We start from the raw sequence: 15,587 nt of genomic DNA, 5'->3' as shown, positions 1-15,587 counted from the left end.
GTCGACGCGGTGGGGGCACCTCCCAGCGGTAGCTGGGGGAGTCGGCGACCGACGACAACGCGGCGAGCGTGCGTGCCAGGCGTCGCGAGCCCGGCATGATCCGGAAGAGACGGCCTAGCCCTCGGGCGTCTCCGACGCCGCCGTGAGGCGGGCGATCTCGTCCGCCGTCAGGGTCAGGTCGGCGACCGCGACCAGCGCCGGCACCTGTTCGACCGTGCGGGCCGAGGCGATCGGCGCGGCGACGGTGGGGCGGGAGGCGAGCCAGGCGAGGGCGACGGTGGCGGGCTCGGCGCCGTGGGCCTCGGCGACCTCGTCGAGGGCGGCGAGAACGGCCTGTCCGCGCGCGGTCTCGGCGAGGGCGGACGCCCGGGCGGCGCGGACGCTCTCGACGGTCCGGCCCGGCCGGTACTTGCCGGTGAGGAAGCCGGAGGCGAGGCCGTAGTACGGGACGGCGGCGAGGCCCGCGCCGGCGGCGGTGTCCAGGAGCGGGCCCTCGTACTTCTCGCGCGCCACGAGGTTGTACTCGGGCTGGAGCGCCACGTAGCGGGCGAGGCCCTCGGCCTCGGCGAAGTCGAGGGAGGCCCGCAGCCGCTCCGGGGAGATGTTGGAGGCGGCGACGGCCCGCACCTTCCCGTCCTTCACGAGCTGGTCGAGGGCGGTGACGATCTCCTCCACCGGGACCGACTCGTCGTCGAAGTGGGTGTAGTAGAGGTCGATGTGGTCGGTGCCGAGGCGGCGCAGGGACTCCTCCGCGCCGGCCTTGATGGTGGCGGCGGAGAGCCCCTTGAGCGGGGAGTGGGCGCCGACCTTGGTGGCGACGACGATGTCGGAGCGGTTGCCCCGGGCGGCCAGCCAGCGGCCGATGATCGTCTCGGACTCGCCGCCCTCGTTGCCGTCGACCCACTCCGAATAGACGTCGGCGGTGTCCACGAAGTTGCCGCCGGCGGCCGCGTACGCGTCGAGGACGGCGAACGACCGCTCCTCGTCGGCGCTCCAGCCGAAGACGTTGCCGCCGAGGGCGAGCGGGAAGACGCGCAGGTCGGAAGTGCCCAGCGGGCGCAGAGTCGAGGTCATGCCGAGCTCAACTCCGTGCACCGCCGGGCGTATTCCGGTCGGGGAGCCTGAACCCCGGCCGGAAAGCGGGCTCAGACCGTCAGGCCCTTGGACCGCAGCCACTCCGCCGGGTCGATGCCCGAGCCGTCCGGGGTGTGGACCTCCATGTGGAGGTGGGGCCCGGTGACGTTGCCGGTGGCGCCGACGCGGCCGATGGTCTCGCCGGTGCCGACGGTCTGGCCGGCGGCGACGGTCATGGAGGAGAGGTGGCAGTACCAGATCTCGGTGCCGTCCTCCAGCTGCAGGACGATCCGGTAGCCGTACGAGCCCGACCAGCCGGCGGAGGTGATGGTGCCGCCGTGCACCGCCTTGAGCGGGGTGCCGGTGGGGGCGGCGAAGTCGAGGCCCGTGTGGTAGCCGGAGGACCACATCGAGCCGGACTGCATGTAGGTGGAGGTGAGCGTGTACGAGGAGAGCGGCATCGAGTAGCTGGCGGCCAGCTGGGCGAGCCGCTCGGCCTCGGCCTTCTCGGCGGCGATCCGCTCGGCCTCGGCCTTCTCCTCGGCGAGTCGCTTCGCCTCGGCTTCCGCCTCCGCCTTGGCCTTCGCCTCGGCCTCGGCCTTGGCGGCGGCCTCGGCCTGGGCGGCGGCGTCCGCCGCGGCCTTCTCGGCGGCGGCCTTCTCGGCGGCCAGCTTCTCGGCGTCGACGGCGGCCTGCTGCTGCTGTTCGGCCTGCTGGAGGATGCGGGCGCGCAGGGCCTCGCCGGCGTCGGCGGCGGAGGCGGTGCGCTCCGCGGCGGCGGTGCCGGAGGCGGCGGTGTCGGCCGGGGCGGTGTACGTGATCGAGGTGAGCGGCTTCGCGGCCGCGCCGCCGGTGGCGACCGGCGCGGAGTCCTGCGTCTCGGTGGTCTCCTCGCCGCCGGGCAGCAGGGCGCCGACGCCGGGCAGGTCGTGGGCGTCCGGGAGGCCCAGGTCGGGGAGGTCCGGGAGCGAGATCGCGACCGGGGGCTTCTCCTGCGCGGTGGCGAGGCCGCCCGCGCCGACGGCGGCGATGACGCCGACGCCGAGGACGGTGGAGGAGCGGGCGAAGTTGGAGCGCTGCTTCACGACCCGGTGCCGGCCGCCGGCGCGGCTCTCGGCGCGCAGGGAGCCCTCGGTCGGGTTCCACTCCCCGGGAGCGGGGGTGAAGGAGGCGGTGTCGTACGCGCTCGCGCCCGACACTGCGCCGGCCGGGTCGTCCGCGCCGACGGCACCCGGGCCGCCGAAGGGGTCGAAGGGGGCTCCGGGTACGGGGGTGTTGGACGCCACGGGGGCGCGCTCCTTTCCTTCCTTCTCGCCTACCGGGTTAGCTGACGGGTTCGGAGCAGGAAGGTCTCCTACGGGCGTGTTCGCACGGGGGGTGCGAGGGGCCCGATTCACCCCAAGGGATGGTTCCCCGGTTCCCTTTCGGGATTCGGCACGTGCGCACGGAGCCGCCTCTTGCGACGGCTGGGACGACCGCGCTGCGTTATCGAACGTTAATAGACACGGTGGTCCGATTCCAAGCCGTTCCTCTTGATCATTCATTGAATTGGCAGGGATTCGCCCGAGTTGACCCCCCTTCAGTGAGGTCCCGGCACGCCCCGAGAATCTGACGTTATGTCAATTGTTATCGCTGAGGCATCTCCCGACCACGGACGGTGAGGGCCGGCCCGGTCCCGTCAGCCCGCCGGCCCGGGCGGCACCACCGGCATCGTCCGCCGCCGCTCCGGGGCCCCGGCCGCCGGCCGGCTCACCGCGAGCAGCGCCATGTCGTCGGTCGACCGCCCGCCGGTGTGCCGCCGCACGTCGTCGACGAGCGCGTCGAGCAGCTCCTGCGGCCCCGGGAAGACCGCCCCCGCGAGCCGCGCCGCCGGATCGTAGAAGACGCCGTACGCGTCCCGCGCCTCCGACAGGCCGTCGGTGAAGAAGAGCAGCGTCGCGCCCGGCGGGTACGCCCGCTCGTCGGCCCGGTCCGGCCAGACCGACAGCTCCCCCATCCCGAGCGGCAGCGCCGGCTCGGTCGGCTCGATCGTCTCCAGGCGCCCGTCCCCGAACAGCAGCAGCGGCGGCGGATGCCCCCGGTTCACAAGGCGGACGCTCTCCCCCTCGCGCGGGATCTCGGCGAGCACCGCGGTCGTGAACCCCTCGAAGGCGTCCAGCCCCTCGCGCCGGGCCCCCTCCCGCGTGAGCGCGCGTTCGAGCCGCTGCGCCACCCCTTCCAGGGTCGCCTCCTGCTCGGCCGCCTCCCGGAAGGCGCCGATGACGACGGCCACCGCCTCCACCGCGTCCATGCCCTTGCCCCGTACGTCCCCGACCACCAGCCGCACCCCGTGCGGGGAGTCCTGCACCGCGAACAGGTCGCCGCCGATGAACGCGTCCGCCTGCGCCGCCTCGTACCGGGCCGCGCACTGGAGCCCCGCGATCCGCTCCGCCGGCATCGGCAGCACCGCCCGCTGCGCGGCCTCCGCGATCACCCGCGCCGACGCCAGCCGCTCCCCGCTGCGCCGCACCACCAGGTTGATCAGCATCGCCAGCGCCGAGACGGTCACCACGGTCAGGGTCTCGGTCAGCGAGGGCACGTCGGAGAGCGTGTCGTTGTACGCGTGCAGCCCGACCGAGGCCAGGATCGCCGCGATCCCGGTCAGCAGCGTCGTGAGCCGGGAGAAGAACGGGGCCGCGACCAGCGGGGCGGCGGAGAAGAGCGGCGCCGCCGTGTACGCGGGCGGCGTGGCCAGGTCGAAGAACACCCCGCCGACGATGATCAGCGGCGGCAGCGCCCGCAGGAACCTGCGGGTGGCCCCGAACGGCGTGGCGGGGGGCTGCGGGTCGCCCCCGTACGGCCCCCGGGGCGCGGCGGGCCGGGCGATGTGCCGGCCGGGCCGGCCGCCCCGCCGCCCACCGCCCGCCGCTCCCCGAGGGTGCGTCACCTTGAGTACTCCTGACCGGTCGCCGACCTGCCGCCGCGCACCTTCCAGGGTCGCCGCGACGGAGCCGGCGGGCGACCGGCAGGGGGCCGACCGGCGTACCCGGGCGCTACCCGGTCCGCAGCCGCCCGCCCCGGCCCAGCGCCGCGACCGCCGCCGCGCAGGCCAGGCCGACGCCGCAGAGCGCCAGCCACGGCGCCGCCGTCCATCCCGTGACGTCGAGCAGCACGCCCGTCCCGAGGTTCCCCAGGGTGATCCCGATGCCGCAGACGGTGTTGTAGAGCCCGTAGTGGGTGGCCACCCAGCGGCCCCGGGAGAGCGCGACGACGGTGTCCATCTCGTACGGGTAGAGCACCGCGTTCGCCACCGCGAGGACCGCCGCGCACAGCAGCAGCGCCGGCGCGCCCCGGCCCAGCAGGGCCGGCAGCAGGAAGGCGCCGCCCATCAGCGCGAGCCCGGCGACGAGGCTCCGCTCGCGGTCGAGCCGGGCCGCGCACCAGGCGGTGATCCGCAGCTGCCCGGCGAGCGCGACGAGCGCGGAGACGACGAACAGCGCGGTCGTGACGCCGGTGCCGCCCGCCGCGAGCGGCAGCGCCAGATAGACCTGGAAGGACAGCACGTACGAGCCGGTCATGGCGAGCGAGAAGAGCCAGAAGACCCGGTTGCCGAGGACGGTACGGAACTGGCCCCGGGCCCCGCGCTCCTGCTCCTTCCGCTCCGGCCGCCCGCCGCCCGCCGAGACCGGCAGGTGCCGCAGCTGGACCAGGGTCAGCGCCAGGAAGAGCAGGGCGGCGACCACGCACGTCAGCCGGAACGACACCCCGGTGAGCGCCACCCCGACCAGCGGCCCGAGCAGGATGCCGGCCTGGTAGTAGGCGTTGAACAGGGCGAACGCCTCCACCCGGCGCTCCTCGCCCGCCTCCGCCGCCAGGCACGCGCGCACGGCCGGGTTGAAGAGGGCGCCGGCGAGGCCGGTGGCGAGCGAGGCGACGACGAGCACGGGCAGCGACTGGGCGAGGGCGAGCCCGCCGAAGCCGAGGGTGCGCAGGGCGCAGCCCGCGACGATGAGCGGCTTGAAGCCGAACCGGTCGGCGAGCGCCCCGCCGACGAGGAACATGCCCTGCTGGGAGAGGTTCCGGACGCCGAGGACGAGCCCGACCGTCCAGGCGGCCATGCCGAGCCCGTCGGCCAGGTGGGCGGCCAGGTACGGCATCAGCATGTAGAAGCCGAGGTTGATGGTGAGCTGGTTGAGGAAGAGGAGCCGGACGGCCGGGCCGAAGGTGCGGCTCCGCCGCCACAGGCCGCCGCGGGGCGCCGGCGGAGCGGCGGTGGGGGTGCGCGCGGTGCTCATCGGGCCGCACCCGCCCGCCGGTCCAGGACCCGCCGGGTCCACTCCTCGATCCCGTCCGGCCCCTCGTAGACGGCCGGTTCGTCCCGTACGGGTCCGTCGAGGAGGCCGTGCTCGGCGCAGTAGGCGTCGTTGAAGACGGTGTCGAAGTAGCGCTGGGGTCCGTCGGGGAAGACGGCGGCGATCCGGGTGCCGCGCGGGCGTGTGCGGGCCAGCCAGCCGGCCACCAGGGCGACGGCGCCGACGCTCCAGCCGCCGGTGGCGTACTGACGGGCGGCGAGCCGGCGGGCCGAGCGGACCGCCTCCGCCGGGGCCACCCAGTGGACCTCGTCGAAGGCGGCGTGGTCGACGTTGGCCGGATGGATGGAGGAGCCGAGGCCGCGCATCAGCCGTTCCCCGGCGGGCAGGCCGAAGACGGTGGAGCGGATCGAGTCGACTCCGACGAGTTCCAGGGCCGGGCTGCTGGTGGCCCGCAGCGCGCGGGCGATGCCGGCCGAGTGGCCGCCGGTGCCGACCGCGCAGACGAGGACGTCGATCCGGTCGAGCTGCCCGGACAGTTCGGCGGCGAGCCCGGCGTAGGCGGCGGGGTTGTCGGGGTTCCCGTACTGGTCGGGCCACCAGGCGCCGTCGAGGCGGGCGAGGAGTTCGGCGACCCGGTCCTTGCGGGCCTGCTGCCAGCCGCCGCGCGGGTGGGGTTCGGTGACGACGTGCACGGTGGCGCCGTGGGCGACAAGCATCCGCTCGACGATCGGCTCCAGGCCGGGGTCGGTGACGACGTGCACGGGGTGGCCGTGGAGCACCCCGGCGAGGGCGAGCCCGAGGCCGAGGGTGCCGGAGGTCGACTCGACGACGGGGGCGCCGGGCCGCAGATCGCCGCGGCGGCGGGCCTCCTCGACCATGTGGAGCGCCGGACGGTCCTTGATCCCGCCGGCGTTGAAGCCTTCGAGCTTGGCCCAGTAGCCGTCGTCGGTCCACAGCACGGGCGTGTTGCCGACGGTGGGATGGGGACGCGCGGACGCGTGCGGGGGCAGGGGGGCGGGCACGGGCGCGTGCAGGGGCATGGGGGCGTGCATGGGTGCGGGTACGTCCTCGGAGTGGGTGGTGCGCCGGAAGGGGCCTGACGGTCGCGGGGGCGAGCGTCGGCTCAGTTCCGGTCCACTCCGAGGGCGATGAGCAGGCGTCCGGGTGCGGGGCAGGGCCCCGCGCGGGTGCGCGCGTGCCGCCGCTCCGCCGCCGGCGGCAGCGCGCCGGCGCGGTCGGCGGTGACGGCCGCGCCGGCGCCCGGCGGGTCGAGCTGCGGGGCGGCGGCCGTCTGCGCGGAGAGCGGCAGCTCGGCCGCGTGGCCCTCGCCGCCCTGCCCGCAGCCGTGCGGGCCGGGCCCGTGGACGGGGCCGGCCTCGGCGACGGCCGCGCCGGTGGCCGGGTGCCCGGCCGCGGCGGGCGCCGCGTCGGCGGGGACTCCGTGGCAGAGCCCCGCGAAGAGCGCGACGAGCGCGAGGAGCAGCAGGAGGACGGGCGCCCGTCCTCCTGCTGCTCCTCGCCCGATCGGCACACTCGTGTCACGCATGGCGCTCACGACGTTACGTTCCGCATTCGCGTCCGGGCAAAGGGACAGGCGCGGAGCGGGACGGTTTCGGCCAGCGCTTACTTCGGACGCGGGGCGCGCGCGGGGCGGATCACAGGTTCCGCTCGGCCCACACCTTCAGGGCGTCGCGCACCAGGATCGCGGTGCCCTCGCCGTGCCGGTCGTAGTTCCGGGTGAACCGGGGGTCGTCCACGTACATCTGGCCGAGCCCGATCAGGTACTCCTTCGTCGGCCTGGTGGTGCCGGAGAGCCAGTCGTACTGCCGCCGGGCCAGGGCCTGCACCTCGTCGCTGTCCGGCGCGAGCCCGGCCGCGGCCGCGGCGCCGAAGTCGCGGGCGATGCCGGCCTGCGTCTCCATGAACTCCTTCTTCTCGGCCTCGCTGAGCGAACGCCACCAGCGGTCGCCCTTCTCGTACGCGTCGCGGCCCCACCGTTCGGTGACCTCGGCCTCGTACCGGGTGTGGTCGAAGCCGTCGAAGACTTCCTCGGCCATGAGCTGTTCTCCTCTCTCGGTCTTGTGGAGAGTGGTCCGCACGGCCTCGATCTGCCGCCCGATGCGCTCGCGCTCCTGCTGGAGGAGGGCCAGATGCGTGCGCAGGGCGGCCGAGGTGTCCCGCTGGCCTTCGAGGACCTCGGCGATGGCGGGCAGCGAGAGCCCGAGCTCGCGCAGCAGCAGGATCCGCTGCAGGCGCACGAGCGCCGCCTGGTCGTAGTACCGGTAACCGTTCGTGCCGATCCGGCTCGGCTCCAGCAGCCCGAGCTCGCCGTAGTGGCGGAGCGTGCGGCTGGTGGTGCCGGCCTTCCTGGCGATCTCCTGGATCGACCACTCCATGACGGCAACGGTAGAACTTGACGTTACGTAAAGGTCAACCCGGGAGATGCGGGGCGCTCCGGGCGTCCGGCCGGTCCGGGGGAACGCCGAAGGCCCGGATCGTACGGATACGATCCGGGCCTTCGGGCTACTGAGTAGCGGGGACAGGATTTGAACCTGCGACCTCTGGGTTATGAGCCCAGCGAGCTACCGAGCTGCTCCACCCCGCGTCGGTGAATATGACCTTACGGCATGGGCGGCGAAATCCGAAATCCGTTGTCTCAGCAGCCGCAGTCCTCGGCGTCGACGGGCGCCGTCAGCGGGTCGGCGGCGCGCTGGGCCGGGCCCTCCCAGGTCTCGTAGGCGAAGCCCTCGCGGGCCCAGTACTCGAAGCCGCCGAGCATCTCCTTCACCTGGAAGCCCAGCTCGGCGAGGGCGAGCGCCGCGCGCGTGGCGCCGTTGCAGCCGGGGCCCCAGCAGTACGTGACGACCGGGACGGCCTTGTCGAGGAGCTGCTCCGCCTGCTCGGGGATGAGCGCGGTGGGGAGGTGGACGGCGCCGGGGACGTGCCCCTGGTCCCAGGAGGCGGTCGAGCGGGAGTCGATCACCACGAAGCCGGGGTCGGTGCCGTCGGCCGCGGCGGTGGCCAGCGCCGAGGCCACGTCGGAGACGTCGGCGTGGAAGGCGAGGCTGGCGGAGAAGTAGGCGGCCGCGGCGGCGGGCGAGGCCGGCGGGGTGCGCAGTACGGGGTTGACCTGGGTGCCTGTCGTCGTCATGGTGATCAATCTACGGATGATGATCACCGCGCTGAAGTGGCGTTCCACGGCGGTCCGGTCCCTCGGCCGGGGAAACCCGGGCGATCGCGGAGGGACGGCGTGGATCTCACGGGCCGAGACCGGCGGAGCGCGGCCGGGGCGCAAGGCCCCTCGTACGGGCGGGCCGCGCGGACACGGGCGCGGCGTCCGTACGGCGCGGGTACGCGCGCGTGGGGCCGCCGCTCCCTTGTCACATCCACGGATTCTGATCCGTCATGGAGGCATGACGGGACGCGAAGGGGGAGATCGACGGATGGACGCGAGCACGGTGGACGGCGGGACAGCCGGCGGCGGCACGGCCGACGGGACCGGCGGCGGCCCGGACGCGGACGGGCTGGCGCGCCGCTTCGACGCCGACCGCGGGCACCTGCGGGCCGTCGCCTACCGCATGCTCGGCTCGCTCAGCGAGGCCGAGGACGCGGTCCAGGAGACCTGGTTCAAGCTCAGCCGCACCGACGTCAGCGGCGTCGCCAACCTCACCGGCTGGCTCACCACGGTCATCGGCCGGGTCTGTCTGGACATGCTGCGCTCGCGCGGCTCCCGCCGTGAGGACCCGCTCGAGTACTTCGTCCCCGACCCGATCGTGCACATCCCCGGCGCCGGCGACCCGGAGCACGCCGCCGAACTGACCGAGTCGGTCGGCCTCGCGCTCCTCGTCGTGCTGGAGACCCTCTCCCCGGCCGAGCGGCTCGCCTTCGTGCTGCACGACATGTTCGCCGTCTCCTTCGACGAGATCGCGCCGATCGTCGACCGTACCCCCGCGGCGGCCCGGCAGATGGCCAGCCGGGCCCGGCGGCGCGTCCAGGACGCCGCCCCGGCGCCCGGCCCGGACCCGCGCCGCCAGCGGGAGATCGCCGACGCCTTCCTCGCCGCCTCGCAGGGCGGCGACTTCGAGGGGCTGCTCGCCGTCCTCGACCCGGACGCGGTGCTGCGCGCCGACGGCGGCACGCTCCTCTCCGGCGTCTCCAGGCTGATCCGCGGCGCCGAGGAGATCAGCCGCCAGGCCCTCTTCTACGCGACCTTCCGCAACGGCGCGCTGCCGCTCGTCGTCAACGGCCAGCCGGCCGTCCTGTCGGTCGTCGACGGCAAGCCGGGCTCGCTCATGGCCTTCACCGTGGTCGGCGACCGGATCGTCGAGCTCCACGTCCTCGCCGACCCGGAGCGGATCGCCGCCCTGGACATCCCGGAGGAGGCCCTGGCCCGCGCCGTCCACCCCGACTGACCCGGCCGGGCGGCGTGCCGTGCCGGCGCGCCGTCAGGACGGCCGTCGGAGCGCCCGGGTGAGGGACGCTCCGACGGCCACGGAGACGGCGCCGCTGGCCAGGCCGAGGACGGCGCCCGCGGCGACGTCGCCGGGGTAGTGGACCCCGGTGTGGACGCGGGAGTAGCCGACCGCCGAGGCCAGCAGCCCCAGCGGCACGGCGACGGGCGGCAGGACGACGCCGGCGGCGGTGGCGAAGGCGACCGCCGAGGCGGTGTGGCCGGACGGGAACGACGCCGACTCCGGCATCGGGACGTGCCGGCCGACCACCACCCGGGCCGCCTCCCGGTCCGGGCGCGGCCGGCGGACCAGCCGCTTGCCGAGGAGGTTCGCGGTGGCCGAGGCGAGCGCGATCGCGCCGGCGCCCGCCACCGCCGCGCGGCGCGGGCGGCCCGGGACGAGGGCGAGCCCGGCGGCCACGGCGAAGGAGATCTTGGAGTGGTCGGCGGCGTTCGACAGCCGGCGCAGGCCCACGTCCAGGGCGGGCGTCGGGGTGGCGGCCACCGCCGCGTAGAGGGCGCCGTCCACGGCCCGCAGGTCGTGCAGGACGGCCCGGACGGTGAGGGCGGCGGCCCGCGGCCGGTCCCTCAGCCGCACCCGCTCCGCCGTCCGCGCCCCGGGGTCGGCCCCCGCCTCGTGCTTGCCGCTGCTCTCGTCACTCATGCGCCGCTCCTGTAGGGGTCCTCGGCCGGTTCCGGGCGGTGCGCGGGACCGGAGCCGTACTGCTCGGGAAAGGCGAGCCGGATGATCCGCCGCCAGTCCAACGGCGGAGGCGGCGGAACCACTCCCGGCCGGGCGCGCGGCACCAGCACCCGCAGCGCGCGCGGCCGCAGCTCGCAGACGACCGGCGTGGGCAGGACGAGCGCCTCCCCGTCCACCGCCACGGCCACCGTCCCCTCGGGCTTCCGCACGCCGGCGGCGGTGACGGTTCCATGGACTTCGACGCGGAACGCGGTCAGGACGTCGAGCGCGGCCGACTGCGTCCCCCGTACGACCAGGTCGGCGGCGTGCGCGGCGCTGTCCACCCGGATGCCGATCACGCCGAGCCGGCCGCCGTCGAGCCGGGTGCGGTGCCCGGTGGCCGCGCTGAACAGGTCGGGCGCGGCATACGGGTTGTTGCTGACGAGGATCGCCTGCCGGCCCGGCAGCCGGGTGCCGTCGACGGTCGCGTCGAGCCGGTCGCCCTGCCCGCCCCGCAGCAGGTCGGGCAGCGCGTCGAAGGCGGTCTCCGCCTTGGCGTCGCGGTACTCCGGGCGCTGCACCACGTCCGCGTACACCCCGAACGAGACCGTGTTGACGAACGGGCGCCCGGAGACCGTGCCGAGGTCGACGCGGAGCTCCTCGCCGTCGGTGAGCGCGTCCAGGCCGGCCGCCGGATCGTTCCGGTCGAGGCCGAGGTCCATCGCGAAGTGGTTCCGCGTCCCGGCCGACACCACCAGGAAGGGCAGGTCGTGCTCGGCGGCCACCGCCGCCACCAGCGCCTGCGTCCCGTCGCCGCCGGCCACCCCGAGCAGGTCCGCGCCGTCCGCGACGGCCTTGCGGGCGAGCGCCGTGACGTCGACGGGCGCCGACGGATCGAGCAGCACCACCCGCGCGCCCAGCCGCTCCGCCTTCGCCACCAGGCCGAACCGCCCGACCTTGCCGCCGCCGGACTTGGGGTTCATGAACAGCACCGCCTGCCGGGGCCGCGCGCCCGGCCGGGCCGGCGCCGGCACGTCCACCACCTCACCGGGCCTGCGCAGCGCCTCCCGCGCACACCCCAGCGCGACCACCCACAGCGCGAGCGCGGCCAGCGCGAAGAGCCACAGCCCGCCGACCACGTACAGGACGAGCACGCCGACCGGCGCGCCGATCGCCAGCACCCCGCCGGCCACCCGCAGGGCGCCCCGGTGCGCCGCGACCCACCACAGCCCCGCGGCCCCCGCCGCGAGCCCGACGAGCCCGCTGGCCAGCACCAGGAACCCGCCACTGCCCACGGCCAGCAGGAGCACCAGCACCGCCCCCGCCGCGGCCCCCAGCGCCCATCGCGCCAGATCCCGCACGGCTCCCGCCGCCTCGCCTTCGCCCCGCCACCGCACGGCCCCGTCCACCGACCCCACCTCCGCCTTCCAGACTCCCCCAGGCTCCCCCCGACCACCCCAGGGAAGCAGCCGTTCGGCGGAACATCCCGATCCGCACGGCCCGGTCCGGGCATCGACGACCTACAGGACACCACGGGAGCAACGGGACGCGCCACGGGGTCCCGCGGGCCGCCACGATCACGTCGGCTGGCTTGATTTCGTACGCGTACGGTACGGACCTTCGGACGTCGGTCGCGACCGAAGGGCGCCCCCACCGCGTTTCCGCTGGCAGCGCCCCGCCCTTTCCGGAATCCGGGTTCTCAATTGTCCTGAAAGTGGACCTCGAACAGGAGTGTCAAGGGGCGCGAATGAGTCATGTTTACGGCGACCCGACCCGGCCATTCAAGGTCCTTGCTCTCCGTAATAACTATTGTAGTATTGGCCACTGGTTTGATCATCTGACTGCGGGATTCAGAGAGATCGCGACGGGGGAGTCCTGATGTCCAGGGACGGAGCACTTCAGCAGGAAACGGCGTGACGCCGCCGCGAAGGTCCATGACGTTATTTACGCGCCGTCTACATTCCCTCAATGTCGCGTAATCCCATCGTGCCACAGTTCATAGCCGGGCCGCTCAAGGAGCCGGCCCGGTCCCGAATCATGTGCGTGCTCGGCCGGAGTCGAAAATCCTACCTCAGCGTCGGTTACGGGGGAATGAATGGGAATCAACGTACTGATATCCGACAAGATGAACGTGTCCCGCTACGCGCTCGCCGCCCTGCTCGAACAGGGCAAGGGATTACAGGTCATCGGTTCGGTGGCCGGCGATCTGGAGACGATCGAGTTCGCGGACACACACCATCCGGATGTCGTGATCTTCAACTTCGACGGCGCGGACAGCAATGTCCTCACCGTCGCCGAGAAGATCACCTGCCTTCCGAGAAGTCGCTGTCTGCTGCTCGCCGAGTCGTTCAAGCGGTCGGTCGTACGCCGGGCCTTCACCGGCAGAATCGCCGGAATGGTGCAGCAGAGCGCCTCTCCGTATCGCTTCTTCGAATCCATCCACCGGGTGCACCAGGGGGAAAGGGTTTTTGACACGGAATTAACCGTGGCCGTGCTGGGGAACAACGACTGCCCGCTTTCCCAGCGGCAACTCTCCGTACTTGAGCTGCTCGCCCAGGGTGACACGCTCAGTGAGATCGCGGCACAACTGCACATCTCCGAGGGGACCGTGCGGAACTATCTCCTCTCCGCAGTGACGAAGCTGGGCGCGCGGAACCGCATCGACGCCCTGCGCATCGCGCAGGAAGCCCACTGGTTCTGACCCGCAGGTCACTTCGAGACCCCTCTCGCCCACCTCACCGTCATCCCCCGGGGTTCCTTTTGCGTACGCCGCTGAACTGCGGCGATGTGCCGCACCGGGCAGAACCCCGGGGGGTTCCTCATTCCTGCCCACGGAGGGCTCGTCATGGCGGACATCTCGCGCGGCAAAGATCTGCTCATCGCCATCACGATGGCCGATATCGCCATCATCCTTGTCGCGGGATCCATCCTGGGCTGGCTGGTTCGATACGTACGCCAGCCACCCGTCGTCGGCGAGATCATCGCCGGAATCGCCCTGGGACCGAGTCTTCTCGGCCTGTTACCCGGGGACCTGCCCTCCCTGATATTTCCGAGCGAGGTGAGACCCTATCTCTCGGCGATAGCCCAGGTCGGCCTGCTCGTCTTCATGTTCGGCATCGGCTGGGAACTCGACAAGACGCTGCTGAAGGGCCGGGGCAGTGCCGCGGCGGCGGTCTCCCTCACCTCGGTCGTGGTCCCGTTCAGCCTGGCGATCGGACTTGCGGCGCTGCTGTACCAGCGGCACGACACCGTCAACGGAGAACAGGTCTCCTTCACCGCCTTCGCCCTGTTCATGGGTGCGGCGATGTCCATCACCGCATTTCCCGTGCTGGCCCGGATGCTGACCGAACACGGAATGCTGGGAACACGGGTCGGCACCCTCGCACTGGCCAGCGCGGCCATCGACGACGTCATCGCCTGGTGTCTGCTCGCCCTGGTCGCGGCGGTCGTGACCGCGTCCGGGGGCGCCGGGGACCTCGCGCAGACGGTGCTGTTCTCCGGGCTCTACATCACGGCGATGGTGGTCTTCGTCCGCCCGTTCCTGTCCTTCCTCATGCGCCGCTGGGGCCGTGACCGCATGACACCGCAGCTCGTCGTCGCCCTCGTCGCCGGCCTCTTCCTGTCCTCCTACGCGACGACCTGGATCGGGATCCACGCGATCTTCGGTGCGTTCGCCTTCGGGTTCATCATGCCCAGCGAGTACCGCGGCGTGTTCGGCGAAGAGGCCAGGAAGCCGTTCGCGGGGATCAGCATGGTGCTGCTGCCGGTCTTCTTCATCGTCACCGGACTGAATGTCGACATCGGGGCGTTGTCCGGACGCGATCTGATCGAACTGGCCGCCATCATCGCCGTCGCCTGCGCCGGCAAGGTGATCGGCGCGTCCATGGTCGGAAAACTGTCCGGAATGTCGTGGCGGGAGGCCGGCACCCTCGGCACCCTCATGAACACCCGCGGCCTCACCGAACTGATCATCCTCAATGCCGGCGTCAGCCTCGGCGTCCTGGACAGCCGGATGTTCACCATGATGGTCGTGATGGCGCTGGTCACGACCGCGCTCACCGGACCCTTCCTCCCGAAGCCCCCGGTACGCGTCGGGAAGGCCGGACTCCGGACCCGCCCGGAGGCGATGGCCGGGGCGATCTCCTAGGCGCGGGCCGGCCCACGGAGCGGTCGCCGCCACGGCAGGGACGCCAGGGCGGCGATTCGCCGTACCCGCTGCCACGGACAAGCACTTATTTACAAGGAAGCAAAATGCATGAATGCGACCAAAACAGCATCGTCACCATTGCCCGACAATGTTGGATTCAGCCCGACCGGTGGGGGTTTTCCGTAGCTGCGGAATGCTAGAATCAATCCACCTGTATGGAGGATGAGATGCCCGCAGAAAAGCCCCGCGCCAAGACCGTCGGCCGGCCACCTCATCTGTCTCTCGATGCGATCGTCGCAGCGGCGGAACACATTCTGGAGACCGAGGGCGCGGAAAAGCTTTCGATGCGGCGCCTGGCGGACGAATTGGATAGTGCGCCGATGGCGCTCTATTACCATGTTCGCAACAAGGACGAACTGCTTCTGCTGCTCATGGAGGCCCAGGCCCGGCGCATAGAGCGTCCGGAACTGCCGGAGGATCCGCGGGAGCGGCTGATCGCTGTGTCGATCATGCTCTACGAGCTGCTCGCCGACCGGCTGTGGATCGTGCAGGTGGTCGCCGGCGGCGACCTCATCGCCCCCTCGGCGCTCTGGTTCGTCGAGGAGATGATCGGCGCGATCGTGGACTGCGGACACACGCTGGAAGACGCCGTGTACGTCTACCGCACGATCTGGTTCACCATCGTCGGCGACCTGATCATCCGGGCGAACGGCAATCAGCGACGCGGCCGGGCCACCGGACCGACCTACGAGGACCAGGTCGTCGCCGGCCTGGTGAGCGGTACGCACCCCCGGCTGGCGGCGGTCGCCGATCGATGGGCCGAGCTCAACGGCCGTGACACCCACCGCGAGGGCCTGACGGCGGTCATCGACGGGCTGCTGCGGTCGGTGGAGACGGTGAAGGGCCGGTAGCCGGCGGCCGGTGAAGCGGCCAGGGCCCGCC

General features: G+C 72.9%; 14 protein-coding genes, 1 tRNA gene and 1 riboswitch. Of the genes, 4 read left to right on the top strand and 11 right to left on the bottom strand.

The window, feature by feature from the left end; genetic code table 11:
* Positions 1 to 114: 114 nt before the first annotated feature.
* The 9 genes from ABFY03_RS20130 to ABFY03_RS20090 form a co-directional block, all read right to left on the bottom strand.
* Entirely contained in the window at positions 115 to 1,074 is a 960-nt protein-coding gene (locus ABFY03_RS20130; RefSeq protein ID WP_319011737.1) for an aldo/keto reductase, read from the bottom strand.
* A gap of 71 nt (positions 1,075 to 1,145) precedes the next feature.
* Positions 1,146 to 2,360, bottom strand: a complete 1,215-nt coding sequence (locus ABFY03_RS20125; protein ID WP_346170518.1) for a M23 family metallopeptidase — start codon at positions 2,358 to 2,360, stop codon at positions 1,146 to 1,148.
* A gap of 11 nt (positions 2,361 to 2,371) precedes the next feature.
* Positions 2,372 to 2,521: riboswitch (cyclic di-AMP (ydaO/yuaA leader) on the bottom strand.
* A gap of 231 nt (positions 2,522 to 2,752) precedes the next feature.
* Entirely contained in the window at positions 2,753 to 4,000 is a 1,248-nt protein-coding gene (locus ABFY03_RS20120; RefSeq protein WP_386723630.1) for a PP2C family protein-serine/threonine phosphatase, read from the bottom strand.
* Positions 4,001 to 4,106: 106 nt separating this feature from the next.
* On the bottom strand, positions 4,107 to 5,348 hold the full coding sequence (locus ABFY03_RS20115; RefSeq protein ID WP_346170517.1) for an MFS transporter: 1,242 nt from the start codon (positions 5,346 to 5,348) through the stop codon (positions 4,107 to 4,109).
* Entirely contained in the window at positions 5,345 to 6,406 is a 1,062-nt protein-coding gene (locus tag ABFY03_RS20110; RefSeq protein WP_319011734.1) for a PLP-dependent cysteine synthase family protein, read from the bottom strand. Before ABFY03_RS20110 ends, ABFY03_RS20115 begins: the two co-directional genes overlap by 4 nt.
* A gap of 83 nt (positions 6,407 to 6,489) precedes the next feature.
* Positions 6,490 to 6,912, bottom strand: coding sequence for a hypothetical protein (locus ABFY03_RS20105; RefSeq protein WP_346170516.1), 423 nt, complete (start codon positions 6,910 to 6,912; stop codon positions 6,490 to 6,492).
* A gap of 109 nt (positions 6,913 to 7,021) precedes the next feature.
* Positions 7,022 to 7,762: a MerR family transcriptional regulator gene (locus ABFY03_RS20100; protein WP_319011732.1), complete on the bottom strand. Its 741-nt coding sequence runs from the start codon at positions 7,760 to 7,762 to the stop codon at positions 7,022 to 7,024.
* A 135-nt stretch (positions 7,763 to 7,897) separates the two neighbouring features.
* Positions 7,898 to 7,971, bottom strand: a tRNA-Met gene (locus tag ABFY03_RS20095).
* Between the two features lie 51 nt (positions 7,972 to 8,022).
* Entirely contained in the window at positions 8,023 to 8,517 is a 495-nt protein-coding gene (locus ABFY03_RS20090) for a rhodanese-like domain-containing protein (RefSeq protein WP_319011731.1), read from the bottom strand.
* Positions 8,518 to 8,809: 292 nt separating this feature from the next.
* Between ABFY03_RS20090 and ABFY03_RS20085 the strand changes: the two genes are divergently transcribed.
* The gene (locus ABFY03_RS20085; protein WP_319011730.1) at positions 8,810 to 9,778 is read left to right on the top strand and encodes a sigma-70 family RNA polymerase sigma factor; all 969 of its coding nucleotides are present in this window, start codon (positions 8,810 to 8,812) and stop codon (positions 9,776 to 9,778) included.
* 33 nt (positions 9,779 to 9,811) lie between these two features.
* Here the strand turns inward: ABFY03_RS20085 and ABFY03_RS20080 are convergent, their stop codons facing one another.
* Both ABFY03_RS20080 and ABFY03_RS20075 read right to left on the bottom strand, forming a co-directional pair.
* Complete coding sequence (locus tag ABFY03_RS20080) at positions 9,812 to 10,480, bottom strand: phosphatase PAP2 family protein (RefSeq protein WP_346170515.1); 669 nt, start codon at positions 10,478 to 10,480, stop codon at positions 9,812 to 9,814.
* The gene (locus tag ABFY03_RS20075) at positions 10,477 to 11,907 is read right to left on the bottom strand and encodes a diacylglycerol/lipid kinase family protein (protein WP_346170514.1); all 1,431 of its coding nucleotides are present in this window, start codon (positions 11,905 to 11,907) and stop codon (positions 10,477 to 10,479) included. Before ABFY03_RS20075 ends, ABFY03_RS20080 begins: the two co-directional genes overlap by 4 nt.
* Positions 11,908 to 12,593: 686 nt before the next feature.
* Between ABFY03_RS20075 and ABFY03_RS20070 the strand changes: the two genes are divergently transcribed.
* The 3 genes from ABFY03_RS20070 to ABFY03_RS20060 all read left to right on the top strand — a co-directional run bounded on the left by ABFY03_RS20070 (position 12,594) and on the right by ABFY03_RS20060 (position 15,556).
* Entirely contained in the window at positions 12,594 to 13,199 is a 606-nt protein-coding gene (locus tag ABFY03_RS20070; RefSeq protein WP_319011727.1) for a response regulator transcription factor, read from the top strand.
* 144 nt (positions 13,200 to 13,343) lie between these two features.
* Positions 13,344 to 14,645: a cation:proton antiporter domain-containing protein gene (locus ABFY03_RS20065; RefSeq protein ID WP_346170513.1), complete on the top strand. Its 1,302-nt coding sequence runs from the start codon at positions 13,344 to 13,346 to the stop codon at positions 14,643 to 14,645.
* Positions 14,646 to 14,872: 227 nt separating this feature from the next.
* A complete protein-coding gene (locus ABFY03_RS20060) occupies positions 14,873 to 15,556 on the top strand; it encodes a TetR/AcrR family transcriptional regulator (RefSeq protein ID WP_346170512.1) in 684 nt (227 codons plus the stop codon).
* The last annotated feature ends 31 nt before the right edge of the window (positions 15,557 to 15,587 follow it).

Source organism: Streptomyces roseofulvus (assembly GCF_039534915.1).
Lineage (GTDB): Bacteria > Actinomycetota > Actinomycetes > Streptomycetales > Streptomycetaceae > Streptomyces > Streptomyces roseofulvus.
Note: the sequence above shows the minus strand (reverse complement) of the source record. Positions and strands in the feature narration are given on the sequence as shown.